The sequence below is a fragment of the uncultured Sphingosinicella sp. genome (assembly GCF_963974575.1).
GTDB lineage: Bacteria > Pseudomonadota > Alphaproteobacteria > Sphingomonadales > Sphingomonadaceae > Sphingosinicella.
In genome coordinates this window covers 91,289-106,358 of record NZ_CAXBBQ010000010.1, presented here as the reverse complement: position 1 = coordinate 106,358, position 15,070 = coordinate 91,289, and the positions used below count along the sequence as shown (strand labels likewise).

The 15,070-nt window shown below is 64.6% G+C and carries 14 protein-coding genes and 1 other RNA gene; 8 read left to right on the top strand and 7 right to left on the bottom strand.

Annotation, left to right across the window (positions count from 1 at the left end; all coding sequences use genetic code 11):
• The 4 genes from tesB to AAC014_RS16305 form a co-directional block, all read right to left on the bottom strand.
• Positions 1-870, bottom strand: a complete 870-nt coding sequence (tesB, locus tag AAC014_RS16320; protein ID WP_339710586.1) for an acyl-CoA thioesterase II — start codon at positions 868-870, stop codon at positions 1-3.
• Entirely contained in the window at positions 870-1,292 is a 423-nt protein-coding gene (gene mce, locus AAC014_RS16315; RefSeq protein WP_339710584.1) for a methylmalonyl-CoA epimerase, read from the bottom strand. Before mce ends, tesB begins: the two co-directional genes overlap by 1 nt.
• 74 nt (positions 1,293-1,366) lie before the next feature.
• Complete coding sequence (locus AAC014_RS16310) at positions 1,367-3,454, bottom strand: TonB-dependent receptor (RefSeq protein ID WP_339710582.1); 2,088 nt, start codon at positions 3,452-3,454, stop codon at positions 1,367-1,369.
• A 62-nt stretch (positions 3,455-3,516) separates the two neighbouring features.
• Positions 3,517-4,362, bottom strand: a complete 846-nt coding sequence (locus AAC014_RS16305) for a CoA ester lyase (RefSeq protein WP_339710579.1) — start codon at positions 4,360-4,362, stop codon at positions 3,517-3,519.
• Positions 4,363-4,439: 77 nt separating this feature from the next.
• Between AAC014_RS16305 and AAC014_RS16300 the strand changes: the two genes are divergently transcribed.
• Complete coding sequence (locus AAC014_RS16300; protein WP_339710576.1) at positions 4,440-5,414, top strand: SPFH domain-containing protein; 975 nt, start codon at positions 4,440-4,442, stop codon at positions 5,412-5,414.
• A 10-nt stretch (positions 5,415-5,424) separates the two neighbouring features.
• Positions 5,425-5,871, top strand: coding sequence for an NfeD family protein (locus AAC014_RS16295; RefSeq protein ID WP_339710574.1), 447 nt, complete (start codon positions 5,425-5,427; stop codon positions 5,869-5,871).
• Here AAC014_RS16295 and rnpB read toward each other — a convergent pair.
• An RNA gene (rnpB, locus tag AAC014_RS16290) (RNase P RNA component class A) lies at positions 5,872-6,248 on the bottom strand.
• A 345-nt stretch (positions 6,249-6,593) separates the two neighbouring features.
• Here rnpB and AAC014_RS16285 point away from each other — a divergent pair.
• Complete coding sequence (locus AAC014_RS16285; RefSeq protein ID WP_339710572.1) at positions 6,594-7,199, top strand: OB-fold-containig protein; 606 nt, start codon at positions 6,594-6,596, stop codon at positions 7,197-7,199.
• Positions 7,199-8,908: a flotillin domain-containing protein gene (locus AAC014_RS16280; protein ID WP_339710570.1), complete on the top strand. Its 1,710-nt coding sequence runs from the start codon at positions 7,199-7,201 to the stop codon at positions 8,906-8,908. The genes AAC014_RS16285 and AAC014_RS16280 overlap by 1 nt, the downstream gene beginning before the upstream one ends.
• Before the next feature lie 17 nt (positions 8,909-8,925).
• Here the strand turns inward: AAC014_RS16280 and AAC014_RS16275 are convergent, their stop codons facing one another.
• On the bottom strand, positions 8,926-9,621 hold the full coding sequence (locus AAC014_RS16275; RefSeq protein ID WP_339710568.1) for a helix-turn-helix domain-containing protein: 696 nt from the start codon (positions 9,619-9,621) through the stop codon (positions 8,926-8,928).
• Positions 9,622-9,770: 149 nt separating this feature from the next.
• On the opposite strand from AAC014_RS16275, the gene AAC014_RS16270 reads away from it, so the two are divergent.
• Together AAC014_RS16270 and AAC014_RS16265 are read left to right on the top strand one after the other, a co-directional pair.
• Complete coding sequence (locus AAC014_RS16270) at positions 9,771-10,913, top strand: acyl-CoA dehydrogenase family protein (RefSeq protein WP_339710565.1); 1,143 nt, start codon at positions 9,771-9,773, stop codon at positions 10,911-10,913.
• Between the two features lie 141 nt (positions 10,914-11,054).
• A complete protein-coding gene (locus AAC014_RS16265) occupies positions 11,055-11,168 on the top strand; it encodes an entericidin A/B family lipoprotein (protein WP_293782620.1) in 114 nt (37 codons plus the stop codon).
• A gap of 24 nt (positions 11,169-11,192) precedes the next feature.
• On the opposite strand, the gene AAC014_RS16260 is transcribed toward AAC014_RS16265, so the two are convergent.
• Entirely contained in the window at positions 11,193-11,645 is a 453-nt protein-coding gene (locus AAC014_RS16260) for an Lrp/AsnC family transcriptional regulator (RefSeq protein WP_339710557.1), read from the bottom strand.
• Positions 11,646-11,780: 135 nt separating this feature from the next.
• Between AAC014_RS16260 and AAC014_RS16255 the strand changes: the two genes are divergently transcribed.
• Positions 11,781-12,965, top strand: a complete 1,185-nt coding sequence (locus AAC014_RS16255) for an amino acid aminotransferase (protein WP_339710554.1) — start codon at positions 11,781-11,783, stop codon at positions 12,963-12,965.
• Between the two features lie 14 nt (positions 12,966-12,979).
• Positions 12,980-15,061 carry a transketolase C-terminal domain-containing protein gene (locus tag AAC014_RS16250; RefSeq protein WP_339710551.1) on the top strand — a complete coding sequence of 694 codons (2,082 nt, stop codon included), beginning with the start codon at positions 12,980-12,982 and terminating at the stop codon, positions 15,059-15,061.
• Positions 15,062-15,070 lie beyond the last annotated feature (9 nt).

Below are 15,070 nucleotides of genomic sequence, written 5' to 3'. Positions count from 1 at the left end.
TCAGGCGAGATCGCGCTTCCGGATCAACCCTTCCTGCGTCACCGAAGCGACGAGAACGCCGGACCGGTCGTAGATGAGGCCACGGTTGAACCCGCGCGCGCCTGAAGACCGCGGACTGTCCTGCACGTAGAGCAGCCAGTCATCGATACGGAACGGCGCGTGGAACCAGAGCGCGTGATCGAGGCTGGCGATCTGCATCGCTTCGTCCCACCAGGCGATGTTGTGCGGCCGCTCGCTCGTCGACAAGAGCGTCATGTCGGAGGCATAGGCCAACATGCAGCGATGCAGCGCGGCATCGTCCGGCACCGGGGCGATCGCCTTGAACCAGATGTTCTGCTGCGGCGGGCTGGCCCCGCTGCCCGGTATCGACGGATCGACCCGGCGGAACTCGATCGGCCGTTCCTGCAGGAAACGCTCAAGCGCCGCCTCGGGAATCTGATCGGCGAACTGCAGCCGCCAGTCCATGTCGCTGATCAACGTTTCCGGACCCGGCACATCGGGCATGTCGAACTGGTGCTCCAGCCCCTTTTCCTCGACCTGGAACGACGCCGCGAGGTTGAAGATCGGGCGGCCATGCTGGATGGCGATGACGCGGCGGGTCGAGAAGCTCTTGCCGTCGCGGTCGCGCTCGACCTGATAGACGACGGGGACACTATGGTCGCCTTCGCGCATGAAATAGGCGTGCAGACTATGCGGCGGGCGGTCGTCCGCGACCGTACGGCTCGCCGCGACGAGCGCCTGCGCGATCACCTGCCCGCCGAACAGCCGGCGGAAGCCCTCACCCGTGTTGCGGCCGCGGAACAGGTTTTCCTCGATCCGTTCCAGATCGAGCGCGGACACGAGATCCGCGACCATCTCCTCGGCGTTCATCAATGCGCGTCCTTCGGCGTTTCCATCAACTCGACAAGAACGCCGCCCATGTCCTTGGGATGAATGAAGATTACCGGCGTTCCGTGTGCGCCGATGCGCGGCTCTCCCGTACCGAGGACGGTGGCGCCCTTCGCGCGCATGTCGTCACGCGCGGCGATGATGTCCGGCACCTCGAAACACACGTGGTGCTGCCCGCCCGCCGGGTTCTTCTTCAGGAAACCGTGGATCGGTGAATCCTCGCCGTAGGGCTCGATCAGCTCGATCTGGCTGTTCGGCGTATCGACGAAACAGACCCACACGCCCTGCGCAGGCAGGGCGAACTTTTCGTGGATCTTCGTCGCGCCAAGGAAATCACGATAGACGGCGACGGCCTTGTCGATCGACGGGGTTGCAATCCCGACATGGTTCAAGCGTCCGATCATTTGGGCCTCCTTCACCGCATGTTGCATCTGCGAAGAAGGCCCTTAACCCCCGGCGGGCGCCGGACGCAACCCAGCTAGAAGCTGAGGCTGAGCGTGGCCCGTACATCGCGCCCCGCGAGCGGCACGTAGTCCTTGGTAAAGCTCGCATGGCGGCGCGCATCGACATCGAACAGGTTGTTCGCCGAAAGCTGAAGCGTCGCGGGGCTATCTACGCCGAGCATGCGCCACAAGACGGAGGCGTTCACCAGCGTGTGCGAGCCGGTTTCGGTTTCGAACGCCGCGACGCGCGTCTGCTTGTCGCTCCATTCGACCTCGACGCGGCCCGTGACGAGATCCGACTGCGCCTCGATGCCACCGAGCACTCGGAGCGGCGGGATGCGCGGCGCGGGGCCGACCGAATCGATCTTCGCGCGCACGTAGTCGGCGACGCCGTCGGCAACGAAGCGGAAATCCCCGGCCGTGAACAGCGGCGCCGAGAGTTCGGCTTCGAGCCCGTAATAGGTCGCGTCGGCCTGAGAATACTGGAAGACCGGAAGCTCGTCTTCCTCCAGCCCCGTGTCCGCCTCGTAGATGTAGTTCTTGAACCAGCTCGCGAAGGCGCCGAGCGAGAAGGCGACGCCGCCCGTCTCGCCGCGCAGAAAGGCTTCGAGGCCCCAGCTCTTTTCCTTGGCGAGCATCGGATCGCCAACCTCGAACGCCTGTGTCGCGATGTGCGGACCGTTTGAGAACAGCTCCTCGGCGGACGGCGCGCGCACGGCACGCGAGCCGTTGATGCCGATATTGATGCCGTCAACAAGCTCATAGCGCGCGCCAAGTGCGCCGGAGAACGCATTGAAATGACGGGTCACTCCAACGGCGTTCGAACTGACGTTCGTACGCTCGAAGCGTCCCGAGGCTTCAACGCCGAGCGCGCCGAGGTTCAGCTCCTGCACTGTGAACAGGCCGAACTGTTCGGTCTCGTTCGGCGGCAGGAAGGCTTCTTCGCCCTCGGCCGAGAAATCGCGAATGTAGAACTGGCCGCCGAACGCGCCGTTCCACGCGCCGCGCTTCGCCTGCACGAGTTCGACGCGGCCCTCGACACCCTGGTTATCGAACACGGTGCCGACCTCGGCGCCCTCGAACTCGGTGTGCGTGTAGTCCGCATACCCCACGCGGACGCGGAGTTTTTCGAGGAAGCCTTCGCCAAGCTCGACCTCGCCGCGTACGTCCGCGCGCCACTGCTTGAGACCGATGCTGACGTCGCCGTGCTCGTGGCCCTCCTCGCCTTCACCGTCACCTTCATGTGCGTGGAGTGCGGGGCGTTCGGGAACGCCGTAGTTCGAATCGAAGTAGCCGACCGAAAAGCCCAGCGATCCGCCGTCGGTGATGATAGCAAGACCGCCGCCCGCCGTCTTGGTGCGCGTAAAGCTGTTCGGCAGGCGGCCGCGGACGGCGGCGGCTTCGGCAGCCTCTTCGTCGCCTTCCGCAGCATGTTCGAGCGCGTGCGCGCGGAGTTCAGGGGCGAGCGCGTAGCCGCCGATCCGGAGATTGTTGGTGTCGCGCCAGCTGCCGTCCAGGTGGGCGACGATCTTGTCGGTGAGCGCGGCATCGATCCCGGCGGCAATGCTGACTTCATCGGCGGCGCTGGCGACGCTGCCGATCGCATCGATATGCACGCCATGCTCAGGCAACGCGCGGGGGATGCGCTTGTCGAGCACGTTGACGACGCCGCCGATCGCCGATGAACCGTAGAGCAGCGACGCGGGACCGCGGATGATCTCGACGCGCTGCGCCGTGATCGGATCGATGGTGACGGCATGGTCGGCGGACGTGTTCGACACGTCGATGGAGCCGATGCCGTCGGTCAGCACGCGGATGCGCTCACCCTGCATACCGCGCAGAACGGGGCGAGAGGCGCCGGGCGAGAAGCTCGTCGCCGAAACGCCGGGCTGGCGCGCGATCACCTCTCCGATCTGCGGCTGCAGCGATTGACGGAGCTCGCCTTCGGTCATCACCGAGGTGCCCGAGAGAAGGTCGGCGCGCGAGCGGGCATAGGGCGCGGTCACCACGATGTCGTCGCCGATCGTGTGCAGGTCGTCGCTCTTCTGCTCGCCGGAGGCTTGTGCAAGCGCCGGAAGCGCAAGAACCTGAACCGCACACGCGGCGAGAAGCATCGAACGCATGACCACGAACTCCCTATTTTCTGATGGGAGGCCGTTTAGAATGTAATGTTATAACTTGTCAATCATCGTGGTGTGATGCTCTCGGCGAAAGCGATGAGGTCGCGGGCCTGCGCGGCGTGGAGCACCTCGACGATCTTGCCGTCGAGCGTCGCGACACCCTTCCCCTCGGCCTTCGCCGCCTCGAACGTGGCGACGATGCGGCGGGCCTGCTCCACCTCGGCAGCGGAGGGCGAAAAGACGCGGTTCGCGGTTTCGATCTGCGCGGGGTGGATCAGCGTTTTGCCGTCGAAGCCGAGCGTCTTGCCCTGAAGCGTCACCGCCTCCAGCCCTTCCATGTCCTTGATATCGGCGTACATGGCGTCGAACGCCATGATGCCTGCCGCGCGCGCCGCGATGACGATACGCTGCAGCGCGTACTGGATTTCGGCGCGCGCCGGGCCGACGTGACAGCGAAGGTCCTTTTCGAGATCGGCGGCGCCGACGACGAGCGCGGCAACACCCGGCGTATCCGCGATCGCATCGACCGACTGCACGCCGCGCGGCGTTTCGATCATCGCCCACACCGGCACACCGCCCGCGAGGCGTACCGCCTCCGCTGCTTCGGCGGCGCTGCTCACCTTGGGCACGACGACGGCGGCGGGCTTTGCCGATTGCACGGCGAGGAAATCCGCTTCGCACCACTGCGTGCCGATGCCGTTGACGCGGATCGCGACCGTGCGGCGACCCCAACCGCCCGCCGTCACCGCTTCGGCAGCGGCGGCGCGGGCGGCCGGTTTTGCGTCAGGCGCGACGGCGTCTTCAAGGTCGAGGATCACGACGTCGGCATCAAGCGTCCGCGCCTTCTCGATGGCGCGCGCATTCGCGGCCGGGAGGTAGAGCGCACTGCGGTAAGCGCGAAAATCGGTCATGGCATTAAGATTCCCTGTGGAATTCGTGCTATGGCGTTCCAATATCGCTGTGGGCAACCGATTTATGGGGGATGGATATGGGCGGCGGACTTTTCGTGATCTTCCTGGCAGCGCTCGCCGTCGTGTTCGTGTGGAGCGCGGTCGTCGTCGTCCGGCAGGGCTATGAATACACGATCGAGCGCTTCGGCCGCTTCACGCAGGGCGCCCGGCCGGGCTTCACGCTGATCCTGCCGTTCATCGATCGCATCGGCCGCAAGGTCAACATGATGGAGCAGGTCCTCGATATTCCGGGGCAGGAGATCATCACCAAGGACAACGCCATGGTTTCCGTGGACGGCGTGGTGTTCTTCCAGGTGCTGGATGCCGCGAAGGCCGCTTATGAGGTCTCCGACGTTTACGTGGCGATCCTGCAGCTCACGACGACCAACCTGCGCACCGTGATGGGCTCGATGGACCTCGACGAGACGCTGTCGCGCCGTGACGAGATCAATGCCCGGCTGCTGCATGTCGTCGATGACGCGACGACATCGTGGGGCGTGAAGATCACGCGCGTCGAGGTGAAGGACATTCGCCCGCCGCAGGACATCGTGAACGCGATGGGACGCCAGATGAAGGCGGAGCGCGAGAAGCGCGCCGCGATCCTCGAAGCCGAAGGCCTGCGCGCCTCCGAAATCCTGAAGGCCGAGGGCCAGAAGCAATCGCAGATTCTGGAGGCCGAAGGCCGCCGCGAAGCCGCGTTCCGCGACGCCGAGGCGCGCGAACGCGAGGCAGAGGCCGAAGCCAAGGCGACCGAGATGGTTTCGAACGCCATCGCCGGCGGCAACGCGCAGGCGATCAACTACTTCGTCGCGCAAAAGTACGTGGAGGCGATGCACGCCTTCGCAAACTCGCCCAACGCCAAGACGATCTTCATGCCGCTGGAAGCGACGAGCCTCGTCGGCACGATCGGCGGCATTGGCGAACTGGTGAAGGCCGTGCGCGACGGCGGGGATACGCCGCCGCCAGCGCCTGCGCCGCGCCCGCGCCGTCCAGGTCCGTTCGAGCAGGCCTGAGGAGACCGCCATGCCGGATTTCCAGAACTTCGAGATGACCTACTGGGTCTGGTTCGCCGCCGCCGCGGTGCTGGCGATCATGGAAATCATCGCCCCCGGCATCTTCATGATCTGGCTGGCGATGGCCGCCGCCGTCACCGGCGTCGTCACGCTCGCGCTCGGCTTCGGGTGGGAGTTGCAGCTCGCGGTGTTCGCGATCCTCTCGGTCGTCGCGGTGTTCCTGGGTCGCAATTTCCTGAAGCGCAATCCGGTGGAAACCAGCGACACGGGGCTCAACCGACGCGGTGAGCGGCTGGTCGGGCAGCGCGTGAAAGTGGTGGAATCCATTACCGACGGCCGCGGCCGGGTGCAGGTGGGGGATTCCCCGTGGCTCGCAACCGGACCGGATGCGCCCGCAGGCAGCATGGTGCGGATCGTCGGCGTCGACGGCGCGACGCTGAAGGTCGAGCCGGCGTAAACGGTCAGAGGGTCTGTAAGCCGGGTTCTGTACCGCCCGTAAAGGCGGCGACGACCATTCCTCTAGGACGACGCTTGCGCGCCGTCTCAAGCAACCTACCCGGGCGGTCCGGCCGGATAAGCCATGCGCCGCCCCTATTCGGTTTTGCTCCCGGTGGGGTTTGCCGTGCCGCTTCCGTTGCCGGTCGCGCGGTGCGCTCTTACCGCACCCTTTCACCCTTGCCGTCCGGCCGAAACCATCGGGCGGTCTGCTCTCTGTGGCACTTTCCCTGGGGTTGCCCCCGCCGGGCGTTACCCGGCACCGTCTATCCGTGGAGCCCGGACTTTCCTCCCCGCCGTTCTTTCGAACCCTGGCGCGGCGGCCGTCCGACCCTCTGACCGCTGACGGAAATAGGGTGCGCCCACCGCATTGACAAGAACAACACGCCCGCAGGAAGCGTGGAGGGAAAAACGCGTTTAACGCGATCCAAGCCCCGTTTTCCGTTCCGCAGCACATACCGCACGGTGTCTAGAGGCGCTCGACGTGATCGGAAGCGCCGCCGAGACGCCCGATCCACCCTGACGATGCAATAAAAACGCCAAGAAATCGGCGGTAAAAGCGTGCGCCTCCCATCACCAAACACCAAGCGTGAAGATACTCAGTAAAAAAGGGAAACAGCTGCGCTGAATCATTTTGAAATTCAAAGGCTACCCACTAAATTCCACAGTCAGGGGGAGAGTCGCGTGCTCGATTTTTTTGGTGCAAGTGAGACGATCGTCTTTTCGGGCGCCATTGTCTTTATGTTCCTGATCGGGCTGCTGGAAACGATCGGACTGGGCTCGGCCACCGTCGATCTCGACATGGACGCCGAGAGCCCACTTGCATGGCTTGGCCTTGGCGAAGTCCCGCTACTCATTGTCATCGTCGCATTTCTCGCCACGTTCGGTGTGATCGGCCTGGCCGGACAGCAGCTGTTCCTCGCCTTCACGGGAGGGCTCGCGCCAGCGCTGCTTGCCGTTCCCGCTGCCGTCCTGGCTGCGCTGCCGGCGACATCCGTCGTGGCGCGCTGGCTGGGCCGGATCATCCCGCGTGACGAAACAACGGCGATCGATCCCTCCATGATGGTCGGCAAAACAGCAACCATCCTTGTCGGCCGTGCCGCACGCGGGTCGCCAGCACGCGCAAGAGCGCTCGACCATTTCGGCCAGGCGCACAACCTGATGGTCGAACCCGACAACGATGAAGACATCTTCGGTGAAGGAACACATGTCCTTCTCGTAAGGCGCGAAGGCAACGTCTTCCGCGCCATTCTGCACAACAACCCCCGCTTCTCTAACTGGACAAATTGATGAACGACATCGTGGCTGCGGAAACGCCCTTCTCCAACCTTATCGCCATGGGCATCTATGTGGGCGTCGCACTTCTCGCGCTCATCATCATCGGCGTCATCATCGCGCGCCTTTACCAGCGCGCATCCAAGGAGATCGCGTTCGTACGGACGGGTTTCGGCGGTGAAAAGGTCGTCATAAACGGTGGTGCGCTGGTTTTGCCGGTTCTCCACGAAACGATGCCGGTCAACATGAATACCGTGCGTCTCGCGGTGGAACGCAAGAACGCGGATGCGCTTATCACGCTTGATCGGCTGCGGATCGACGTGAAGGCAGAATTCTACGTTCGCGTGCGACCGGATCGCGAAGCCATCGCCGTGGCGGCCCAAACGCTTGGAATGCGCACGATGCAGTCCGAGCACCTGAAAGAGCTGGTGGAAGGAAAATTCGTAGACGCCCTGCGCTCGGTGGCAGCGGGCATGACCATGAACCAGCTGCATGAACAGCGTTCGGAGTTCGTGCAAAAAGTGCAGCAAGTTTCTTCAGCCGATCTGGCAATGAATGGCCTTGAACTGGAGTCCGTCTCGCTGACGGGTCTCGACCAAACGTCAATCGAGCATTTCAATGCAAACAATGCATTCGATGCCGAAGGCCTGACCAAGCTGACCGAGCAGATTCAGCTGCGCAACAAGGCCCGCAACGATATTGAGCAAGATACGCGCATCCAGATCGAGACCAAGAATCTGGACGCCGAACGTCAATCACTGCTTATCGCGCGCGACAATGAATTCGCGAAACTGGAGCAGGAACGCGAACTCGAAGTGCGTCGCGCGGAGCAAATCGCCGAGGTCGCGCGCCGGCAAGCTGACAGTGAGCGAGAAGCCCAGGAAGCGCGCATCTCCGCCAAGCAGCAGGTTGATTCCGCCCAGATCGAAGCCGATCGCACTGTCGAACAAGCACGGATCGCGCAGGCTCAATCGTTGGAAATCTCACGGCAGGAACAACAAATCGCAATTCAGAACAAGAGCCGGGAAGAAAGCCAGGCAAAGGCTGAAGCCGATCGCGCAAGAGCGGAAGCTGCGGCTGCCGAAGAGCAGGTTATTACAGCTCGACAGACCGAAATTGCCGAACGCAGCAAAAGCATTGAGCTGATCGATGCAGCGAGGGAAGCAGAACGCGCCGCGATTGGCATCAAAGTGGACGCCCAAGCGGAAAAGCAGGCTGCGGCCGATCGTGCCGAAGCACTCCGCGCCGTCGCACAGGGTGAAGCCGAAGCCGAGAAGCTGCGTGCTGAAGGCGCCCGTGCGCGTTTCGAAGTGGAAGCCGCCGGCCAGCGCGCGATCAACGAAGCCGCCAATCTGCTGTCGTCCGACCAGATTTCCCTTCAGACGAAGCTTGCCCTGCTGAAGGTGCTGCCGGAAGTGATCCGCGAGGCTGCCAAGCCCATGGAGGCCATCGAAAGCATCAAGATCGTGCAAGTCGAGGGCCTGGCCGGAACACCCGGAGGCGGCGGCACGGGAGAAGGTGCCGGCAATGACAATCTCGCGAGCAGCGCGGTTTCCGCCGCATTGAGGTATCGGGCGCAAGCCCCTGTGATCGACAGTCTGATGAAGGACCTGGGCTTTAACGGCACATCGCTCGAAACCATTGTTGCAGGTGCGGCAGACAGCGCTGGCGTGACACCCGTGAAGCCAACGGAAAACCCGCCGCACGCTCAAACCGAACAATAAAAGGGGCCTTCCAGACTTCAGGCCGCCTGTCGAACCTTCGCGAATGGGCTGAGGCCCAGCCATGTGTGCATGTTCGCGGCGATGCGGCGGTCGCCGGTGAGGTGGAGGCGCTCGTCTTCCACCGCGGCGACGACCGTGTCGTGCCCCATCCAGATCGCGGTCATCGTGCGGAGGTCCGTCGACACGTAGAGATCGACATCGAAGCCGGGGTCGACCGAGCAGAGATCGATCTCTTCGCCCGGTTCGATCATCAGCCACCATGCGCGCCGATCTGCCGGCAGCTCGGGATAGCGGAACTGGACGACCGTCCGCTGCTCGGGGAGCGGACGCGGATCGAGGTTGCGCCGCATGTCCCACATCAAGAGCTGGACATCGAGCCGCTGGAGCGAAAGCTCGCTATCCACCCAGCGCTGGCCCCACAGGCCGAATGCCTCGACGAGCGGCTCCAGTTCCTTGCCCGCCTCTGTCAGCCGGTAATCGAAAGCCCCGGAATCGCGCGCAGACGGCAAACGGTGTATGATACCCGCCGCTTCCAACTCCTTCAGCCGCTGTGAAAGGAGCGCCGGCGACATGCGCGGAAGACCGCGGCGCAGGTCGTTGAAGCGGGTGGACCCCGCGATGAGTTCGCGTAGCAAGACGACTGTCCAGCGCGTGCAGAGAATTTCCGCCGCCATCGCGACCGGACAGAACTGACCGTATGTGGTCTGTGTCATGATCGGCTCCTTCCGCAGGCGAATTCTAACGCGAAGACGCCACAGGTGACGAGTTCAGATTTTGTACCGGGGCGATTCAGATCCTGAACTGGCCGCCCCCCGACGAAAACGCGATCATTTGCGTCAACACCCAAACAGGAGATGACGACATGTCTGCAACACCAGCTCTGAAAACGGAAACACTTTGCGACTGGATGGCCACGGGCGCGGAAATCGCCGCGTTCGTCGGCCAGCGCGCTGCTAAGCACGATAGCGACGAGAGTTTCATCGCCGAAAATTATGCCAAGCTCCGTGAGACCGGGATGATCGCGGCGGCCGTTCCCACAGAACTTGGCGGCGGCGGCATCGATTATCGCACGCTTTGCAACATCATCCGGCAAATCGGTACGCGCTGCGGATCGACCGCTCTCGCCTTTTCGATGCACGCGCATCTGGTCGCGACCGCGGCCTGGCGCTGGAAGCACCAGAAGGCGCCCACGGACGGCCTGCTGCGCCGGGTTGCCGCGGAAAACCTCGTGCTCGTGTCGAGCGGTGGGTCGGATTGGCTGAAAAGCGCGGGCACGGCCACGAAGGTGGACGGCGGCTTCCGCATTGATGCCCGCAAGATCTTCTCAAGCGGTTGCCCTGCGGGCGACCTGCTGATGACGAGCGCGGTTTACGACGATCCCGAGGCGGGCGCGACCGTGCTGCACTTTGGCGTGCCCTTTAAAGCGGAGGGCGTCAGCATCCTCGACACGTGGCACGTGATGGGGATGCGCGGCACGGGATCGAACGATGTGGAGATGAAGAGCGTGTTCGTGCCCGACGCCGCCATCGCGGGCCGGCGGCCGCAGGGCACGTGGCATCCGCTGTTCCACACGATCAGCATGGTCGCCTTCCCGCTCATCTACGCGGCATATGTCGGCGTTGCCGAGGGCGCGCGAGATGCAGCGCTCGCGATGGCGCGCTCGAAACCCCAGAATGCCGGGCTCATCAGCCTGGCGGGCGAGATGCAAACGGCGTTCTGGACAGCAGAGACCGCCCACGCCGCGATGATCGCCACAGCCGAAACTGCGATGCCTGGACCGGAGACGACAAATGCCGTGATGACTGGACGTACAGTCACCGGACAGGCAGCGATCCGCACCGCCGAACTGGCGCTGGAGGTCGCGGGCGGTGCCGCGTTCTACAAGAAGGCCGGGATCGAACGCGCCTTCCGCGACGTGCAGGCCGCGCGCTTCCACCCCCTGCAAGGCCCGGCGCAGCGCGACTTCAGCGGACGGCTGGCGCTGGGGCTCGATATCGACGGCTGAGCCACCGACGGGCGCAATACCCTTGCCGTAAATTGTGCGTTCACGTGAAACCCGCCAGTTGCCTAAGATGAAATGCAGAGCTAGCTGCTTTGTATCGCCGGGATCATGGGGGTTCCGGCAGGCGGGTTTTGTGGAGGCAAGATGCGTTACGTGATGGTCGCCGCGGTGCTGCTGCTTGCGGCGTGCAATACGATCGGCGGTGTGGGCAAGGATCTGGAGTCCGCCGGCGAGGCCGTTTCGGACGCGGCTAAGTAGACGAAATCATCGGGCGGGTGGCGGTTACACCGGCACGGCAGTCGTATACTTGATGCGCTTGAGCGCGAAGTGCGAGGCCGTGGACGCCACCGCCGCGTGGTTCAGGAGCTTGCGCATCAGGAAGGCTTCGTAGGCGCCGACGTCCGCGACGACGACGCGGAGCTGATAGTCCCACTCGCCGGACATGGAGAGACACTCCATGATCTCCTCGCGCGCCAGCACCCACGCCTCGAAATCCTCGCGGGCGCCGCGTTCGTGCGACTTGATGCGGACCTGACAGACGACATCGAGGCCTTTTCCGACCGCGTCGCGGTTTACGAGCCGCACCACCGGGCCGAGCACGCCATCGCTTTCGAGATTGCGGATACGGCGCCAGCATGACGCCGCCGACGCGCCCACGCGCTCGCCGAGCGCGGCGCTGCTGATGCCGCCGTCTTCCTGCATGATTCGAACGATCTGGCGGTCGATTTCATCCATATGACGCGCTCATTTCACAATCACCCGTAAATCCGTAAAACCATCTCACGAATACCGCAAAACATCTGAAGATTGAAAGAAATTTTCGCCGTTTCCCGACTATCCTGTTCAAACGTCGTATTGGGAGATGGCTGAATGAGCGCACTGGCAGCACAAATCGAAACCGGATCGGTTCTGGACGGGCTCACCGCCCAGCCCTCCGACCCGCTGCTTGCGCTGATAGGTCTGTTCCGCGACGACCCCCGGACGACCAAGATCGACATGGGCGTCGGCGTCTATCGCGACGCGGGCGGCAAGACGCCGGTGATGGCCGCGGTGAAAGCCGCCGAGGGCGTCCTGCTGAAGGACCAGCAGACGAAATCGTACCTGGGGCCCGAGGGCGACGCGCGCTTCGCCGAGCTTCTGACGCCCATTATTTTCGGTGAGATCGACCGCGCGCGGCTCTGCGGCGTGCAGACGCCGGGCGGCACGGGCGCGCTTCGGCTCGGCGCCGAGCTGTTGGCGCGCGGCCGCGCGGGGACGCGCGTTCTCGTCGGCACGCCGACCTGGCCCAACCATGTGCCGCTGATGGAAGCCGCCGGGCTGCAAATCGTGCCGTTCAAGCACTTCGACGTGGCGACGCAGACACTGTGCTTCGAAGAGACGCTGGCCGCCATCAACGCCGCCACGCCGGGCGACGTGATCCTGCTGCACGGCTGCTGCCACAACCCGACGGGCGCCGACTACACGGTGGACCAGTGGAACACGATCGCGCCGCTGATCGCGGAACGCGGCCTGCTGCCCTTCGTCGACCTCGCCTATCAGGGCCTTGGAAACGGCCTCGACCCCGATGCGGCCGGTCTGCGCGCGGTCGTGGCGCATAACCCGGAAGTTCTCGTCGCCTATAGCTGCGACAAGAATTTCGGCCTCTACCGCGAGCGCGTCGGCGCACTGTTCGTGGTGTCCGACAGGGCGGCGGTCATCCAGTCCAACCTGCTCGCGCTCGCCCGCGCCAACTGGTCGATGCCGCCCGATCACGGCGCCGCGATCGTCCGCACCATTCTCGACAGCCCTGAACTCACGGCAAGCTGGCGCGCGGAGCTGGACGCGATGCGGCTGCGCATCCTTTCCGTCCGCGAAGGTGTTGCCGCGTGCGACCCGGCAATCGGTTTGACCAAGCAGACGGGCATGTTCTCGATGCTGCCGCTTAGCCCCGAGCAAATCCGCACGCTGCGTGAAGTTCACGCTGTTTACATGGCCGGTTCCGGCCGGATCAACGTCGCCGGACTGACGCCGGACGCGATCCCCGCGTTCGCCGCCGCCGTCGCGGCCGTGCGCTGAAGAGGGAGAGCATCATGGCCCAGGCAACCGCGCTCAAGACGCCCCTCCGCAACGCCCCGGACGAGAATGTCGACTGGCGCCGCGTCGCCTATCTGCTCAGCCTCTCGCGCGCGCTCGACGCGATGGAGGAGCAGCGGCTCGTCCCTGAAAAGAAGGTGCTCTACCAATTCTCCGCGCGCGGGCACGACATGGCGCAGATCCTGCTCGGCAGCCGCCTCGACAACCCGAGCGACGCGACCTGCGGCTATTACCGATCGCGGCCGCTGCTGCTGGCACTCGGCGTCGATGTGGCCGACGCGCTCGGCTCGTCCATGGGCCGCGCGGGCGGTTATTCGGACGGGCGCGACATCGGCGTGGTGTTCAACTTCCCGAACCCGAGCGGCGCCTCGGCGCTGCCGATGTGTGGCGGTGTCGGCGCACAATACACGCCGACCGCCGGCTGGGCGCAGGCGATCGATTACTACCGCGACGTGATCAAGGACCCCGCCTATGACGGCGCACTCGCGGTCGTGCTCGGCGGCGACGGGTCGGTCGCTTCGAACGGCTTCTGGGCGGCGCTGACGGTCGCCACGACGCAGAAACTGCCGATGCTCTTCTATATAGAGGACAACGGCTACGGCATTTCGGTCCCCTCCACCTTCCAGACGCCGGGCGGCAACATCGCCGCGAACCTCGCTGCATGGCAGGACCTGCGGATCATCAATGGCGACGGCACCGAACCCGCCGAGGCGGCGCGGCTGATCGAAGAGGCGGTGAGCTATGTGCGCGAGGAACGCGGGCCTGCCCTCCTCCGCCTCACCGTTCCCCGCCTGCAAGGGCACAGCTTTCAGGACACGCAGACCTACAAGGACGAGGGCTTCGTCGCCTCTGAATGGGCACGCGATCCGCTGCCGAAGCTGAAATCGTATCTCGTCCCCGCGCTCTTTTCCGAAAGCGAATGGGCAGCGATCGAGGACGAAGCGCAGGCCGATGCGGAGGCCGCGCGCGAGCGCGCCGAGGCGCGGCCCGTGGCGGACCCGGAAACGGTGATGCGGAACGTGTTCTTCGAAGGCGATCTCCAGACTGTCGGCGGCCAGTGGACGCACGGCTACACAGCGCCCGCCTCCACCGACCAGCCGAAGCCCGAAGGCCAGCGCATCAACATGGTGACGGCGATCCGCCGCACGCTGGAGCATGAGCTGGAAATCAACGAGCGCGTCGTGTTGTTCGGCGAGGACATCGGCCCCAAGGGCGGCGTCCACGCCGTGACGCTGGGGCTGCAGGAGCGCTTCGGCGAGGCCCGCGTGTTCGACACCAGCCTTTCGGAAGAGGGCATTATCGGCCGCGCCGTGGGCATGGCACTCGCCGGGCTGATGCCCGTGCCGGAAATCCAGTTCCGCAAATATGCCGAGCCCGCGACCGAACAGATCAACGACTGCGGCACGATGCGCTGGCGCACCAACAACCGCTTCGCCGCGCCGATGGTGCTGCGCATTCCCGGCGGCTTCTTCAAGTGCGGCGACCCGTGGCATAGTCAGACGAATGAAGTCGCGTTCATCCACAATCCCGGCTGGAAGGTCGCGGTGCCTTCGAACGCCGAGGATGCCGTCGGCCTGCTGCGCGGCGCGCTGCGCGGCAACGACCCGGTGATTTTCTTCGAGCACCGCGCGATGCTGGACCACGCGTGGGCGCGCCGCCCCTACCCCGGCGACGATTTCGTGCTGGAGTTCGGCAAGGCGAAACACACGCGTGAAGGCAACGACATCACGATCATCACATGGGGCGCGATGGTACAGCGCTGCGAAGAGGCGGCCGAGGGCCGCTCCGCCAACGTGATCGACCTGCGCACGCTGATGCCGTGGGACAAGGCGGCGGTGCTGGAGTCCGTTCGCCGCACGGGGCGCTGCCTGATCGTGCATGAAGACCTGCAGACGGCAGGCTTCGGCGCGGAGATCGCCGCGGTGGTGGCGGACGAGGCGTTCACGTATCTTGACGCGCCGGTCGCGCGGCTGACGATGCCCGATATCCCGAGCCCGCATAATCCGGTGCTGCTGAACTGGGCAGTGCCCTCGGTCGAGCGCATTCGCGCGAAGATCGACGACCTCATCGGTTTTTGAAGGACAGGT